Genomic DNA, 14,346 nt, shown 5'->3' with positions numbered 1-14,346 from the left:
TGTGTCCCGAGATCTGGCCGTCAACGCCGACCGACCCGAGCAGTTGCTGGATGCCCGCCAGGAGGTAGGGCGACGCCGAGGCCGCACACACCTGGTGATCGCCTACCCACCCTTCGCCGTCGAAGTAGCCCCGGACGAATGCGGCCCGCTTCTCCCGGGGAAGCGAGAAGACGAAGTCGGGTACCAGCCGCACACGGCTCCGGTCCATCCCGGGACCGAGCACCCGGCGCAGAAACCGACCCAGCGGGAGCGAGTGGTACGTGAGCTCGTAATTCCGGTGCGGGCCAGGAACGATCCGCGGCGGCACGCCGAAGGCCTTCTCGAACTTCTCCGCATAGATCTCGAGGTTGGCCCGGTCCTTGTCCGCGATGCACAGCCGGTCGCTCGTGAAGCAGCCGTCGGCAACGATGTAGCCCAGAACCTCATAGAAGGGCACACATTGATCGACGCGGAGCCCGCTGGAGTGCTCGAGGCTATCGAGTCGGCCCCTGACCCCGAGCAGCGCCGTGAGCTTCTCGAGGACCGCGGCACGCAGGGAATCGCGGAATGACCGTGGCTGGAGCACGTTTCGCAGATGGTTTCGCGACACTCCGACGCGACCCGCGATCTCCTCGTATGTCAGACCGGAGCTCCGGCGGGCTCGCCGCAGCAGCTCTTTCCCTTGCGGCGTCAGCTTGACCATGTTGTCGCTGAACTCGAACCGGGGCTCGGATTCCTCGACGTCACCCGTGGCCTTCGCCAGCGGAACCCGGTTCGACGGACGCAGATCGGCCGCACGGACGACCTCGAAGCCGGCGTCCGAATAACGAACGAACTTGTGCTCCGGAGTGACCTCGAGAAGTCGACCGCCGACGATGATCCGCACGATGTCAGCCGTCTGTCTCGGGATGACTTTCCTCACCCGCGAGCGGCTCAGCCGGAATTGTCCTGGATCGAAGCTGACGAGCTCGTCGCCGGGTAGGATCTCCTCCGCCCGTGTGATCCCTCGAGACGTCGTCACGAGCGTCCGGGCGGCGACGCACCGATCGCACTCGTCCACCAGGAGGACCGGCGCCTGGGACTCCTGGCTGATCGCCTGGAGGAGCGGGCGACGCAGCAGGAACGGCTCGGAGAAGATCTCGAGCATGAACGCCTCGAACTCTTCATCACTACGGTCGCACTCGTCGACCAGGAGCACCGGCGCCTGCGACTCCTGACTGATGGCCAGAAGGAGCGGACGCCGCAGCAGGAACGGCTCGGAGAAGATCTCGTGCTCCTTCTCGCCGATCGGCCGGTTGTTGTGCCCGGTCTCCTCGAGCTTGATGTGCAGGAGCTGCTTCTGGTAGTTCCACTCGTAGAGCGCGGTCGAGACGTCGAGCCCCTCGTAGCACTGCAGGCGGATCAGGTTCGTGCCGAGCATCCGCGCCATCACCTTCGCGACCTCGGTCTTGCCCACGCCCGCCGGGCCCTCGATGAGGAGCGGCTTCAGGAGGCGCATGGCGAGATGCACGGACGTCGCCACGGGCGCGTCGGTGACGTAGTCCGCCGCCTCCATCATCTCCTGGATCTTCCGGATCTCGTCACGCATGGTCTGTCATTGTACATGAAGCCTCGTGAAGTCCTCGGGCGTGTCCACGTCGGGCGGCATCGCGAGATCGAAGGACACGCGCTCGACGCGCTCGGGCTGCGCGTTCACGACGGCGCGGGCCCCCGCGTCGCCGGTGAGCGCCCTGAGCTCCGCGAAGACCTCCGACGCGAAGAGGACCGGCGTGCCCTGCGTCCCGCGATAGACCGGCGCGACGATCGGCCGGCCCGAGCGCGCGAACGCGGCGAGGAGTGCCGGCACGACAGCGTCGGGCAGCCGCGGCTGGTCGCCGAGGGCGATCAGCGCGGCGCGTGTCCACGGCGGGAGCGCCGCGACGCCCACGGCGATCGAGCTTCCCTGCCCGGCCTGCGGAGTCGGATTGACGGCGAAGCGGACCGCGAGCCCCGCGAGCGCCTCGCGGATCGCGACGTCGTCCTGGCCCGTGACCACGACGACCTCGCCCGCGTGCGGCGCGACGCGCTCGACCGCCCAGCGCACGACGGGCTTGCCCTGGAGCTGAAGGAGGAGCTTCTGGCGCCCCATCCGCCGCGCGAGCCCCGCCGCGAGGACGACCGCCGCGATCACCGGATGCGGGGACGGCTCCTTCTCACCGCGCGGGCTTCAGGTACTGCTGGGCGGCGAACGCGCCGATCAGTCGGCCCATCGCCTGACCGACCGTGGCCGAGGTGCGGTAATGGATGCCGCCGTAGATCCTGGCTTCCGACACCTCGTCGGTGTACGCGTTGAAGGTGGTCCACCGGCGCACGACACCGGGCGCGGTCGGACTCGTCATCGTGATCTCGCGAGCGGGTCCGGCGCCGAACTCCGCTTCGAGGACGGCCGCGATCGCGGCGGACGTGATGCAGTGCGCGCACGGATACTCGGGATGCAGCGGGGTGTCCACGAGAGGTTCCCAGTCCGGTATCCGGGTGACGGCGGCGTTGCCGTGCGCGTCGCCGTTGCGTATCGCCGTGATCGGACGCCAGAGGTTGAACGCGTATTTGGCGTCGAAGACAGCGATGTACGCGTCGGCGGCCGCCATCTCGGCGAGCGCGAACAGGCGCGCGTTCTCCAGCAGGCTCCGTCCGGGCGCCGCCGCGAGCTGCCGCACGACCGGGTCCCAGCTCGCCGGGCCGACGACCACCCAGAAGCGCGCGATGTCCGTCTGCTCCGCCGTCCGGAGCTGACTCGTCCTTCCTCCGAGATCCTTGACCTCGTTGACGTCACGCGCCCATTCGGCGCTCGTCAGGGCGGGCGGCGGTCCCGGGCGGAACTGCGAGCCGCGCTGGAGCACCCAGGGCGTCACGCCGCCCCAGTGCGTCGCGATCGGGAGCGTCGTCATGGTATAGACGCTCGGGACCGTGATCGGCCGATAGACGTTCGGCGCGCTGGCGCCGTCGTTGGCTCGCAGGGCGACGAGCTCGGTCGCCACCTTCTGGCCGATCGCGAGGCCCTGGTCCTTGCCGGCGCCGCCGGCGATGCGCCCCAGCGACCTCGCATAGGCCGCATCGAGACCGGGTTTCTGGTCGGGGATCAGTCGCGTCAGAACCGTGTAGGCCGCGGCCACGGCGGCGGCTTCAGCCGAGGCGCCGGGAGCGGCCGCGACCTTGATCTTGTACGAGGCGTAGCGGCCCTCGACGGAATTCGCGGCGTCGAAGACCGCCGCGTGGACCGTCGCCGTGATACGGCTCGCCCCCGTCCCCGAGATCCGCGCCGCGGCGGCGGTGGCGAGCGTGATCTCGTTCCACTCCGTAACGACGTCGCCTGCGGCCACCGCGGGAACGATCGACAGCGTGATCGTGAGCACTGACAGGAGCGTCTTCATGGCGCCCTCCGAGGGGAAGCGTCCGGTCGTCGCCCGTTAGCCGCGCGCCCGCTTGACCGCTTCCGTGAGCGCGCGCTTCGCGAAGACACGGCAGAGGTGCGCCTTGTACTCGACCGAGCCCTGGAGGTCGGCCTGCACGTCCACGCCCTCCGCGGCCTTCTGCGCCGCGGCCTCGATCGCCGCCGCGTCGAGCTTCTTGCCGACGAGCCCCGCCTCGACGCCCTTGGCCCGCACGGCCTTGGTGCCGGCGCCGGTGACGGCGACGCTGGCCTTGGTGCAGACGCCCTGCTTGTCGAGGGTGACCGCGGCGCAGACGCCGACCACGGCGAAGCGCGACGCCGGGTGCGGGAACTTCAAGTAGGCGGCGCCCGAGCCCGGAGCGAGCAGCGGGACGCGCACCTGGACGAGCAGCTCCCGGTCCTTGAGCGCCGTCGCCATGAGGCCGAGGAACCACTGGTCCGCGGCGACCTTCCGCTTGCCCTTCGGGCCCTCGCAGACCATCTCCGCGCCGAGCGCGAGGATGGCCGCGGGCCAGTCGGCCGCGGGGTCGGCGTGGGCGAGCGAGCCGCCGATGGTCCCCTTGTTACGCACGGCCGGGTCGCCGATGAGCGCCGCGACCTCGGCGAGAACGGGGAGCTTCGACTTGACGGTGGACGACGACTCGATGGCCCAGTGGGTCGTCATGGCGCCGATCGCGAGGGCCTTGCCGTCGGCCTTGATGCCCGAGAGCCCCGGAACCCGGCGCAGATCGACGAGATGCTTGGGCTGGGCGAGGCGGAGCTTCATCATCGGGATGAGGCTGTGGCCGCCCGCGAGGACCTTGGCCTCGTCCTTGTGCTTGCCGAGGAGCCCGAGCGCTTCCTTGACGTTCTTCGGCGAGTGGTACTGGAACGTGGCGGGATACATGCGTGGCGCCTCCCTCTACTTCTTCTTGGCGGCCGCGACGGCCTTCCAGATCTTGCCCGGCGTGAGCGGCATGTCGAGGTGCCTGACCCCGAAGGGCTCGATCGCGTCCATGACCGCGTTCGCGATCGCGGGCGTCGAGGCGATCGTGCCCGTCTCGCCCGCGCCCTTGACGCCGAGCGGGTTGATCGGGCTCGGCGTCACCGTGCGATCGGTCACGTAGCTCGGGAGCGCATCGGCCTTGGGCATCGCGTAGTCCATCATCGTGGCCGTCACGAGCTGCCCGTCGTCCGCGTACACGCCGTGCTCCCAGAGCGCCTGGCCGATGCCCTGGGCGATGCCGCCATGCACCATGCCGTCCACGATCATCGGGTTGATGACCCGGCCCACGTCGTCCACCGCGACGTACTTCAAGATCTTCACGGCGCCCGTCTCCGGATCGACCTCGACGACGGCGATGTGGGTGCCGAACGGGAACGTGAAGTTCACCGGGTCGTAGAAGCTCGTCGCCTCGAGCCCGGGCTCCATGCCCTGCGGGATGTTGTGCGCGAGGTAAGCCATCAGCGCCACCTCGCCCCAGGCCTTCTTCTTGTCGGGTGAGCCCTTCACCGACCAGGCGCCGCCCTGGAAGACGAGGTCCTGCTCCCCGGCCTCGAGGAGGTGCGCGGCGATCTTGCGCCCCTTCTCCTTGATCTTGTCGAGGCACTTGACGATGGCGCTGCCGCCGACGCACGCCGACCGGCTCCCGTAGGTGCCCATCCCGAACGGGATCCGGCCCGTGTCGCCGTGGACGACCTCGACCTGCTCCATCGGGATGCCGAGCTCGTCGGCGACGATCTGGGCGAACGTCGTCTCGTGGCCCTGCCCGTGCGAGTGCGAGCCCGTGAAGACGGTGACGGTGCCCGTCGGATCCACCCGCACCTGGCCGGACTCCCACAGGCCTGCGCCGGCGCCGAGCGAGCCCGCGACCGCCGAGGGCGCCGGACCGCACGCCTCGATGTACGTGCTGACGCCGATGCCGATGTACTTGCCGCTCCGGCGGCCCGCGGCCTGCTCCTTGCGCGTCTGCTCGTAGCCGACGAGCTCGAGCGCCCGGCGGAGCGCCGGCTCGTAGTTGCCGCTGTCGTACGCGAACGCGACCGGCGTCTGGTAGGGCGTGCCGTCCGTGAACGCCGGGATGAAGTTCTTCCGCCGGAGCTCGACGGGGTCGAGCTTCAGCTGCCGCGCCGCGCGGTCCATCAGGCGCTCGAGCAGATAGGTCGCCTCCGGCCGGCCCGCGCCCCGGTAGGCGTCCACGGGCGCCGTGTTCGTGAGCATCCCCCAGACCTCGCAGAAGATCGCGGGGATCTTGTAGACGCCGGAGAGGAGCGGCCCGTAGAGGAACGACGGGATCAGCGGCGCGAACGTCGAGAGGTAGGCGCCGAGGTTCGCGTGGGTCTTCACGCGGAGCCCCGTGACCTTCCCGTCGCGGTCGAACGCCATCTCGGCCTCGGTCACGTGGTCACGGCCGTGCGCGTCGTTGAGGAAGCTCTCGCGGCGCTCGGCGGTCCACTTCAGCGGCCGCTTGAGCGCCCGCGCGGCCCACGACACCACGACCTCCTCGTTGTAGACGAAGATCTTCGAGCCGAAGCCGCCGCCCACGTCCGGCGCGATCACCCGCATCTTCGTCTCGGGGATCGTGAGGACGAACGCCGCCATCAGCAGGCGGTGGACGTGCGGGTTCTGGGAGGTCACCCAGAGCGTGAGCTCGTCGGTCGCCGTCGAGTAGGAGGCGAGGCAGGCGCGGGGCTCCATCGCGTTCGGGATGAGCCGCTGGTTGAGGAGCGGCTGGGAGACGACGGTCGCGGCCGACTTGAAGGCGGCCTCGGTCGCCGCCTTGTCGCCGATCGTCCAGTAGAAGCACTCGTTGGACGGGATCTCGTCGAAGAGCTGCGGGGCGCCTTTCTGGTGGGCCTTCTTGCCGTCGCTCACGCCCGGGAGGGCCTCGTACGTGACCTTCACCGCCTCGGCGCCGTCCTTCGCCGCGTACGCCGTCTCGCCGATCACGATCGCGACGGGCTCGCCGACGTAGCGCGTCTTGCCCTGGGCGAGCGCGGGACGCGTCGGCACCTTGATGCCTGGCAGCATCCAGCCGCACGGGAGCCCGCCGACCCTGACGTCCTGACCCGTGTAGACCGCGAGGACGCCCGGGACCTTCGTCGCCCGCGCGGAGTCGATCGCCTTGATCTTCGCGTGGGCGTGCGGGCTCCGGACGAAGGCCGCGTAGGTCATGCCCGGCAGCTTCACGTCGTCCACGTACGTCCCGCGTCCGGTGATGAAGCGCGGGTCCTCACGCCGCTTGATGGACTTCCCAAAGAGCCGGCCGTCGGTGACCGTCGCCATGGCGTCCCCCTACTTCTTCGCCGGCATGTGCTCGGCCGCCCACTGGATCGCCTTCACGATGTTGTGGTAGCCGGTGCACCGGCAGAGGTTGCCCTCGAGCTGGTGCCGGATCTGCTCCTCGGTCGGCCGCGGGTAGCGCTCCAGGATCTCGGCTGCCGTCATGATCATGCCCGGCGTGCAGAAGCCGCACTGGAGGCCGTGCTTCTCCCAGAAGCCCTGCTGGATGGGGTGGAGCTCGCCGTTCTTCGCCATCCCCTCGATCGTCGTGATCTTGGCGCCGTCGGCTTGCACCGTGAACACCGTGCACGACTTCACCGCCTGGCCGTTCAGGTTGATCACACACGCCCCGCACTGGCTCGTGTCGCAGCCGACGTGCGTCCCCGTGAGCCCCACCACCTCGCGGATGTAGTGGACGAGCAGGAGGCGCGGCTCGACTTCGTGGCTCTGCTTCTGGCCGTTGATGGTCATCGTCACTGGCAGTTTCACGACTCGTCCTCCGGGATTCGGGGGTTTTGGCGCGGACCTGATGCCTGGCGCGACAGAGGGTAAGCCGCACCCGCCGCGGTGTCAACGGCCTCGCGACCGCCGCGGTCAGACCGTCGCGATGGCCTCGATCTCGACCCTGGCACCGGCGATCAGGCCCGTGCACTGAAAGGTGGTGCGGGCCGGCGGGTCCTCGGAGAAGTACCGGCCGAAGACCTCGTTCATCGCCATGAGCTCGCCGAGGTCCGCCATGTAGATCGTCACCTTCACCACCCGGTCCAGCGACGACCCGGCGGCCTCCAGGACGGCCTTGAGGTTCTCGCAGACCTGCCGGGTCTCGGGCCCGATGCCGCCCGCGGCCAGCCGCCCCGTCCGCGGATCGTTGCCGAGCTGGCCCGAGGCGAAGACCCAGTCGCCGACCTTGATGGCCTGGGAGAGAGGCACGCGCGCCGGCGGGACCTTGTCGGTGTGGACGACCTGCTTGCGCATGCGGACCTCCGCGGCGCGAGCGCCCAGCTAGGGCTGGAAGAGCCGGCGCCCGTCGGCGCGCGCCTGGTCGAGCACCTCGCGCACCGGCAGCGACTTCTCGCGCGCGATCCGGAGAACCTCGACGAACTCCGGCGTGACGGTCACGACGCGCCCGCCGAGGCGCGAGACCTTGAACGGGATCGCCCCGTAGGCGGTCGGGAGCGTCACCATCTCGCGCTCGAGCCGGGTGCGGCGCCACTCCGACCAGCGGACGCCGATGGTCGGCGACTCCTCGAAGAGCGCGCGCGAGACCGCGTCGAGCCTGTCGTGGGGGGCGAGCGCGGTGACGACGACGCCGGGGCGCCCGCGCTTCATGACCACGGGCGTCAGGAACACGTCGAGCGCACCCGCCTCGAAGAGCCGCTCGACGAGGGGCTCGTAGAGCTGGGGCGACATGTCGTCGATCGTCGTCTCGACCTGGAGGACCGTCTCGTCGCCGCCGGCCTCCGCCGTCTCGCCCACGAAGCAGCGCAGGACGTTCGGCGTCCCCGGCAGGTCCATCGTGCCCGCGCCGTAGCCGACCGCCAGCACCGTCATCGCCGGCATCCGGCCCGCGGAGGCGGCGAGCGTCGTCAGGATCGCGGCGCCCGTCGGCGTCACGAGCTCGGCCCGCACCCCCGTGTCCACCACGGGGAAGCCGCGCAGCAGCTCGGCCGTGCCCGGGCCGGGCACGGGGATCTTGCCGTGCGGGCCGTCGGCGAGACCTCCCCCGAGCGGGAGCGCCGACACGTGGACGGCCTCGGCGCCGAGGAGATGGAGCGCGACGACGCCGCCCGTCACGTCAACGATAGCGTCCACGGCGCCGACGTCGTGGAAGTGGACGGCCTCGCGCGTCGTGCCGTGGGCGCGCGCCTCCGCGTCGGCGAGACGGGTGAAGATGCGCGCGGCCTTCTCCCTGATCGCCGGCGCCAGCGCGCTCGCGTCGAGGATCCGGAGGATGTCGGCGAGGGAGCGGTGCTCGTGGTGGGCGCGCCGGTCCACCTCGACGTCGACCTTCGTGGCGCGGAAGGCGCCCTTCGTCACCTCGCGGGCGACGAGCCGCCAGCCCTCGAGCCGGAGCTTCGCGAGCTCGGCACGCAGCGCGTCGAGCGGCGCCCCCGCGTCCACCAGCGCGGCCATGATCATGTCCCCCGCCGCCCCGCTCGGACAATCGAAGTAGACGATCTTCATGCGGGGTCGCGCGGGGGCAGCCCTGCTCGACCACGACTGCTGTGCTGCGCTGCGATAATTTCGGTTCGTCGGGTCCGCCGCCGCTGACTACACGGGTCTCCCAGGGCTGCCCCCGCCCGGCCCCGCGCGTAGATCGTCATGTCGGACATCAGCGGATTTTCGCGACGAGCTGGTTGATCTGGCTGGCCTGATGCGCGGCCCCGTAACCGTTGTCGATGTTGACGACCGACACCCCGGGCGCGCAGGAGTTCAGCATCGCGAGGAGCGCCGCGATGCCGCCGAGGGACGCGCCGTACCCGACGGACGTCGGCACCGCGATGACCGGGCGGTCCACGAGGCCGCCGATGACGCTCGGGAGCGCGCCCTCCATCCCGGCGACCGCGACGATCGCGTTCGCCTCGGCGAGGAGGTCGTAGTAGTCGATTAGCCGGTGGAGGCCCGCCACGCCGCAGTCGTACACGCGCTCGACGCGGTTGCCGAGCGCCTCGGCGACGAGCGCCGCCTCCTCGGCGACCGGGAGGTCCGCCGTCCCCGCGGCCGCGATCACGACGAGCCCCACGCCCGCGACGGGCTCCGGGCGCACGACCACGAGCCGCGCGTCGGCGTGCCAGGCGTGCGGGAGGCCCGCCGCGGCGACGGCGGCGGCGACCGCCGCGTCGGCGCGGGTGGCGAGGACGTTGGCGTGGTACTGGGCCAGGCGCGTGAGGATCGCGACCACCTGCTCCGGCGTCTTCCCCGGGCAGAACACCGCTTCGGCGGCGCCGCCGCGAAGGGCGCGGTGATGGTCCACCTTGGCAAAGCGCAGGTCCTCGTAGGGCAGGCTGCGCAGGCGCGCCACCGCCGACGGCACGTCGAGGCGGCCGGCCTGGACGTCCTCGAGGAGCTTCCGGATCGCCTCCCTATCCACCGCCCGCCTTCCTGCCGAGGGCCAGGAGCAGATTCGCGCTCCCCGACTGGAACCCCGCGAGGTCCACGGCCACGTAGAGGTACCCGAGCTCGCGGAAGCGCTTCACGATCGCCTCGTCGCGCCCGTCCTGCCAGAGTCGCGCCAGCTCAGCCTTCGCGAGCTCGAGGCGCGCCAGCCGGTCGTGGTGGCGGACGCGGAACTGGCGGAAGCCGAGCGAGCGCACGAACTCCTCGGCCGCGTCCACCTGCCTGAGCTTCTCGGGCGTGATCCGGTCGCCATACTGGAAGCGCGACGAGAGGCACGCGAACGAGGGCTTGTCCCACGTGGGCAGGCCGAGCCCGCGCGAGAGCTCCCGGATCTCTGCCTTCCACAGCTCGGCCTCGATCAGGGGCGCGCGGACGCCCGCCTGCTGCGCCGCCTTCATCCCCGGCCGGTGGTCGCCGAGATCGTCCATGTTGGCGCCGTACACGAGCGTCGTCACGCCCTCGCGCGCGGCGATCGGCGCGAGCTTCGCGAAGAGCTCCTCCTTGCAGAAGAAGCACCGGTTGGCCGGGTTCTTCGCGTAGTCCGGGTTCTGCAGCTCCTCGGTCTTCACGACGAGGTGACGCATCCCCAGGAGCTCCCCGAACCGCCGCGCCTCGGCGAGCTCGCTCGCGGGATAGGTCTCCGAGTCCGCCGTCACCAGGAGCGCCCGATCGCCGAGCGCGTCCTTCGCCGCCCGGGCGAGGAGCGTCGAGTCCACGCCGCCCGAGAAGGCCACGACCACGCCGTCCAGTCCGCGGAGGACGTCGAGCAGCTTCGCGTACTTCGCCTGGGTCATTGGAGCGGGGTCCGCGAGCCCGGTGGCACTCGGGACGTGCCCTGAGAGAGGTGCGTGGTGGCTGCGTTCTGCATGGGGCGATTCATTGCTCGAGCCGGATCAGGTCGTGGAAGGCGGCGTAGCGCTCGGCGATGTCGGCGGGCTTGAGCCGCGTCAGGCGCTTCAGCGAGAAGTCCTCGACGGTGAAGGACGCCATCACCGAGCCGTAGACGAGGGCGCGCCGCATCGCCCCGGCGTCCACGCGCTCCTGAGCAGCGAGGTAGCCCATGAACCCGCCGGCGAACGTGTCGCCCGCGCCGGTCGGGTCGTACACCGACTCGAGCGGATACGCGGGGACGAAGAAGAAGGCCCCGTCCGTCAGCATCAGGGCGCCGTACTCGCCGCGCTTGACAACGACCGTCCGCGGCCCCATCCCGGCGATCGCGCGCGCGGCGCGGACCAGGTTCGGCTCGCTCGCGAGCTGCCGCGCCTCGCCGTCGTTGATCGTCACCACGTCCACCTCCGCGAGCACGCGGCGGAGCGCCGCCTGCTTGCCCTGGATCCAGAAGTTCATGGTGTCGAGGGCCACCAGCCGTGGGCGATCCTTCATCTGATGGAGCACGTCGTGCTGGAGCTCGGGGTCGATGTTGGCGAGGAACAGGAACGGCGCGGTCCGGAGCCCGTCGTCGAGCGTCGGGCGGAAGGTGGCGAAGACGTTGAGCTGGGTGTCGAGAGTCTTCGCCTCGTTCAGGTCGTAGCCGTACTGGCCCGTCCAGCGGAAGGTGCGCCCCTTGGAGGTCTTGAGCCCCGCGGTGTCCACGCCGCGATCGGCGAGGAGGCGGCGGTGCGACTCCGGGAAGTCCTCGCCGACCGCGGCGACGAGGCGCACCTGGGTGAAGAAGCTCGCTGAGTAGGCGAAGTACGTCGCCGAGCCGCCGAGCGCCTCCTGGACCTTGCCGAACGGCGTCTCCACGCTGTCGAGCGCGACCGAGCCCACCACCAGGAGATCACCCACGACGCCGGCTCCGTTTCGGAGGGAAGTACTTGTCGAGCAGCAGCCCGAGCCGCTTGCGCGTCCGCGGCGGGAACGCCTTCGGGTCGGTGATGACCGCGCTCCGGAGGAGGGCCGGGCACTCGCACGTGCGCCCCGGCCCGATGGCCGGGATCACCGCGCGCAGGACTTCCTTGGCGGTCGCGACGTTCTTCAGGAGGTTCTGCACGACCGCCTCGACCGAGACGGTCTCGTGCGTCTCGTGCCAGACGTCGTAGTCGGTCGCGAGCGCGAGGCTCGCGTAGCAGAGCTCCGCCTCGCGCGCGAGCCGCGCCTCGGGCATGTTGGTCATGCCGATGACGTCCACGCCCCAGCTCCGGTAGATCCGCGATTCCGCCTTCGTCGAGAACTGCGGCCCCTCGATGCAGATGTAGGTCCCGCCGCGGTGGACGATGGCGCCGGTCTGGCGGGCGGCCTTCTCGAGCGCCGTGGCGAGGTCGGCGCAGACGGGCTCCGCCATGCCGACGTGGGCGACGATGCCCTCGCCGAAGAAGGTGGAGACGCGCCGCCGGGTCGCGTCGAAGAACTGGTCGGGCACGACGAGGTCGAGCGGCCGGATCGCCTCCTTCATGCTGCCGACGGCGGAGATCGAGATGACCCATTCCACGCCGAGCGCCTTGAGCCCCCAGATGTTGGCGCGGAAGTTGAGCTCGCTCGGCATGAGGCGGTGGCCGCGCCCGTGGCGCGGCAGGAAGATCACCCGCCGGTCCATGAACCGACCCGTGCAGTACGCGTCGGAGGGATCGCCGAACGGCGTCCGCACCCGCCGCCACCGGACGTCGCTCAGCCCGGAGAGCTCGTAGAGCCCGCTGCCGCCGATGATGCCGATCGCGGGCGTCTCGTTCAGTGCTGCGGCTCGCACCGCCATCACGCGAGCGCTCCCAGCGTGCGGTCCCGCTCCGCCCGGGTGACCCGCACCCGCGCGAGCCGGCCCATGAGGGCGTCGGGGCCGTCGAACCGGACCTCCACGTAGTTGCCCGTGAGTCCGACGAGCCGCCCCGTGGCGCGGTCGCGCGTCTCGAGCACCAGCACGTCCTCGACGCCGCCCGCGAGCCTCAGGCGGAACTCGAGACTCTTCCGTCGCGCCACGTCACGCAGCGCCCGGCCGCGCCGCGCGATCGTCGTCGCGTCCACCGTGTCGCCCAAGCGCGCGGCCTCCGTGCCCTTTCGCGGCGAGTATGGAAAGACGTGGAGGTAGGAGAAGGGCAGCGCCGCGACGAGCTCGAGCGTCGCCTCGAAGTCCGCCTCGCTCTCGCCGGGAAAGCCGACGATCAGGTCGGTGCCGAGGCCGAGCGACGGCACGGCGCGAACGAGGCGCTCGACCAGGTCGCGATACATCCGCGCGGTGTACGGGCGCCGCATCCGCCTGAGCACCCGGTCACTCCCGCTCTGGAGCGGGAGGTGGAGGTGCGGCGCGACGCGGGGCGACGCCGTCACGAGCTCGGTGAGCTCGGGCGTGAAGTACGCCGGCAGGACCGACGAGAGCCGCACCCAGCGGAGCCCCGGCAGCTCGACCAGGTCGCGCAGGAGCGCGGCCAGCGTCGTGCGCGGGAGGAGGTCGGCGCCGTAGTGGCCGAGGTCCACGCCCGTCACGACGACTTCGGGGTGACCCGCCTCGACGAGGAGCCGGGCCTGGTCGAGGACCACCTTCGGCTCGAGGCTCCGGCTGGTACCGCGGGCGAAGGGCACGATGCAGAAGGCGCAGCGATGCTGGCAGCCGTCCTGGACCTTGAGGAACGCGCGCGAGCGCCCGTTGACCCGCGCCAGCGGCGCGACGTCGAGGGTGCGCGCGCGGCGGACGTCGGAGACCTCGATGCGCCGCGTGAGGAGCCCGTCGAGCAGCTCGGGCAGGCGGTGCTTGTCGGCGTTGCCGACCACGAGGTCCACCTCCGCGAGGCGCGCGACCGCCTCGGGGCTCGTCTGGGCCCAGCACCCCGTGACGACGAGCCGCGCCCCCGGGCTCACGCGGGCCGCGCGCCGGATCGCCTGGCGGTCCGAGAACTCGGCGCGGGCCGTGACCGTGCACGTGTTCACCACGACGACGTCGGCGGGCTCCTCGACGGGCACGGTCCTGAAGCCGCGCGCCTCGAGCAGGGTCTGGAGCTGCTGCGTGTCCACCTGGTTCAGACGGCAGCCGAGCGTGGCGAACGCGACGGTCCGCGGAGTCACGCCGGGACCGGCTCCCTCAGCTGGCCGCAGGCGGCACCGATGTCCTCGCCCTTGCTCCAGCGGACGGTGGTCGTGATGCCGGCGTCGAGGAGGACGGACTGGAAGGCGAGGATCCGCGGCAGCGGCGGCCGGCGGAACTCGGCGCCCTCCCAGTCGTTGAACGGGATCAGGTTCACCTTCGCGCGAATTCCACTGACGAGCTTCGCGAGCCGCGCCGCGTCCGCGAGCGAGTCGTTGACGTCATCGAGCATCACGTACTCGAAGAAGATCCGCTGGCGGGGAGCCAGCGGGTACGTCCTGAGCGCCGCCATCAGCGCCGCGAGGTCGAACGAGCGGTTCACCGGCATGAGACGGCCCCGCACCTCGTCGGTCGCGGCGTGGAGCGAGATCGCGAGGTTCACTCTGAGGTCCTCGCGGCCGAGCTTCTCGATCCCCGGCACGAGCCCGACCGTCGAGACCGTGATCCGGCGCGGCGGGTAGCCCAGGCCGAGCTTCGGGTCCGTGAGGATCCGGAGCGACGTCACGACCGCCGCGTAGTTGGCGAGGGGCTCGCCCATCCCCATGA

At 70.9% G+C, this 14,346-nt stretch carries 14 protein-coding genes; all 14 read right to left on the bottom strand.

Features of this window, described 5'->3' with window-relative positions:
- A partial coding sequence (locus tag VKG64_05130; protein HKB24421.1) for an LAGLIDADG family homing endonuclease occupies positions 1-1,567 on the bottom strand: 1,567 nt, incomplete at its 3' end.
- Positions 1,568-1,573: 6 nt separating this feature from the next.
- Complete coding sequence (locus VKG64_05125; GenBank protein ID HKB24420.1) at positions 1,574-2,149, bottom strand: nucleotidyltransferase family protein; 576 nt, start codon at positions 2,147-2,149, stop codon at positions 1,574-1,576.
- Positions 2,150-2,171: 22 nt separating this feature from the next.
- Entirely contained in the window at positions 2,172-3,389 is a 1,218-nt protein-coding gene (locus VKG64_05120) for a vanadium-dependent haloperoxidase (GenBank protein HKB24419.1), read from the bottom strand.
- A 36-nt stretch (positions 3,390-3,425) separates the two neighbouring features.
- Positions 3,426-4,295: a xanthine dehydrogenase family protein subunit M gene (locus tag VKG64_05115; protein HKB24418.1), complete on the bottom strand. Its 870-nt coding sequence runs from the start codon at positions 4,293-4,295 to the stop codon at positions 3,426-3,428.
- A 15-nt stretch (positions 4,296-4,310) separates the two neighbouring features.
- Entirely contained in the window at positions 4,311-6,674 is a 2,364-nt protein-coding gene (locus tag VKG64_05110; protein HKB24417.1) for a xanthine dehydrogenase family protein molybdopterin-binding subunit, read from the bottom strand.
- Positions 6,675-6,683: 9 nt separating this feature from the next.
- Positions 6,684-7,142, bottom strand: coding sequence for a (2Fe-2S)-binding protein (locus tag VKG64_05105; GenBank protein ID HKB24416.1), 459 nt, complete (start codon positions 7,140-7,142; stop codon positions 6,684-6,686).
- 123 nt (positions 7,143-7,265) lie between these two features.
- Entirely contained in the window at positions 7,266-7,646 is a 381-nt protein-coding gene (locus VKG64_05100; protein HKB24415.1) for a Rid family detoxifying hydrolase, read from the bottom strand.
- A gap of 27 nt (positions 7,647-7,673) precedes the next feature.
- A complete protein-coding gene (larC, locus tag VKG64_05095; protein HKB24414.1) occupies positions 7,674-8,855 on the bottom strand; it encodes a nickel pincer cofactor biosynthesis protein LarC in 1,182 nt (393 codons plus the stop codon).
- Positions 8,856-9,003: 148 nt separating this feature from the next.
- On the bottom strand, positions 9,004-9,762 hold the full coding sequence (larB, locus tag VKG64_05090) for a nickel pincer cofactor biosynthesis protein LarB (protein HKB24413.1): 759 nt from the start codon (positions 9,760-9,762) through the stop codon (positions 9,004-9,006).
- A complete protein-coding gene (larE, locus tag VKG64_05085) occupies positions 9,755-10,582 on the bottom strand; it encodes an ATP-dependent sacrificial sulfur transferase LarE (GenBank protein HKB24412.1) in 828 nt (275 codons plus the stop codon). The genes larB and larE overlap by 8 nt, the downstream gene beginning before the upstream one ends.
- Before the next feature lie 82 nt (positions 10,583-10,664).
- Positions 10,665-11,576 (bottom strand): PfkB family carbohydrate kinase, encoded by a 912-nt coding sequence (locus VKG64_05080; GenBank protein HKB24411.1) that lies wholly within the window; start codon positions 11,574-11,576, stop codon positions 10,665-10,667.
- Complete coding sequence (gene mtnP / locus VKG64_05075) at positions 11,569-12,480, bottom strand: S-methyl-5'-thioadenosine phosphorylase (protein ID HKB24410.1); 912 nt, start codon at positions 12,478-12,480, stop codon at positions 11,569-11,571. Before mtnP ends, VKG64_05080 begins: the two co-directional genes overlap by 8 nt.
- Positions 12,480-13,781 carry a tRNA (N(6)-L-threonylcarbamoyladenosine(37)-C(2))-methylthiotransferase MtaB gene (gene mtaB / locus VKG64_05070; protein HKB24409.1) on the bottom strand — a complete coding sequence of 434 codons (1,302 nt, stop codon included), beginning with the start codon at positions 13,779-13,781 and terminating at the stop codon, positions 12,480-12,482. The genes mtnP and mtaB overlap by 1 nt, the downstream gene beginning before the upstream one ends.
- The coding region (locus VKG64_05065; protein ID HKB24408.1) for a 23S rRNA (adenine(2503)-C(2))-methyltransferase RlmN at positions 13,778-14,346 on the bottom strand (569 nt) is incomplete at its 5' end. The genes mtaB and VKG64_05065, both read right to left, overlap by 4 nt.

The sequence above is a fragment of the Candidatus Methylomirabilota bacterium genome, from assembly GCA_035260325.1.
In the GTDB taxonomy this organism is placed as follows: Bacteria; Methylomirabilota; Methylomirabilia; order Rokubacteriales; family CSP1-6; genus AR19.
Note: the sequence above shows the minus strand (reverse complement) of the source record. Positions and strands in the feature narration are given on the sequence as shown.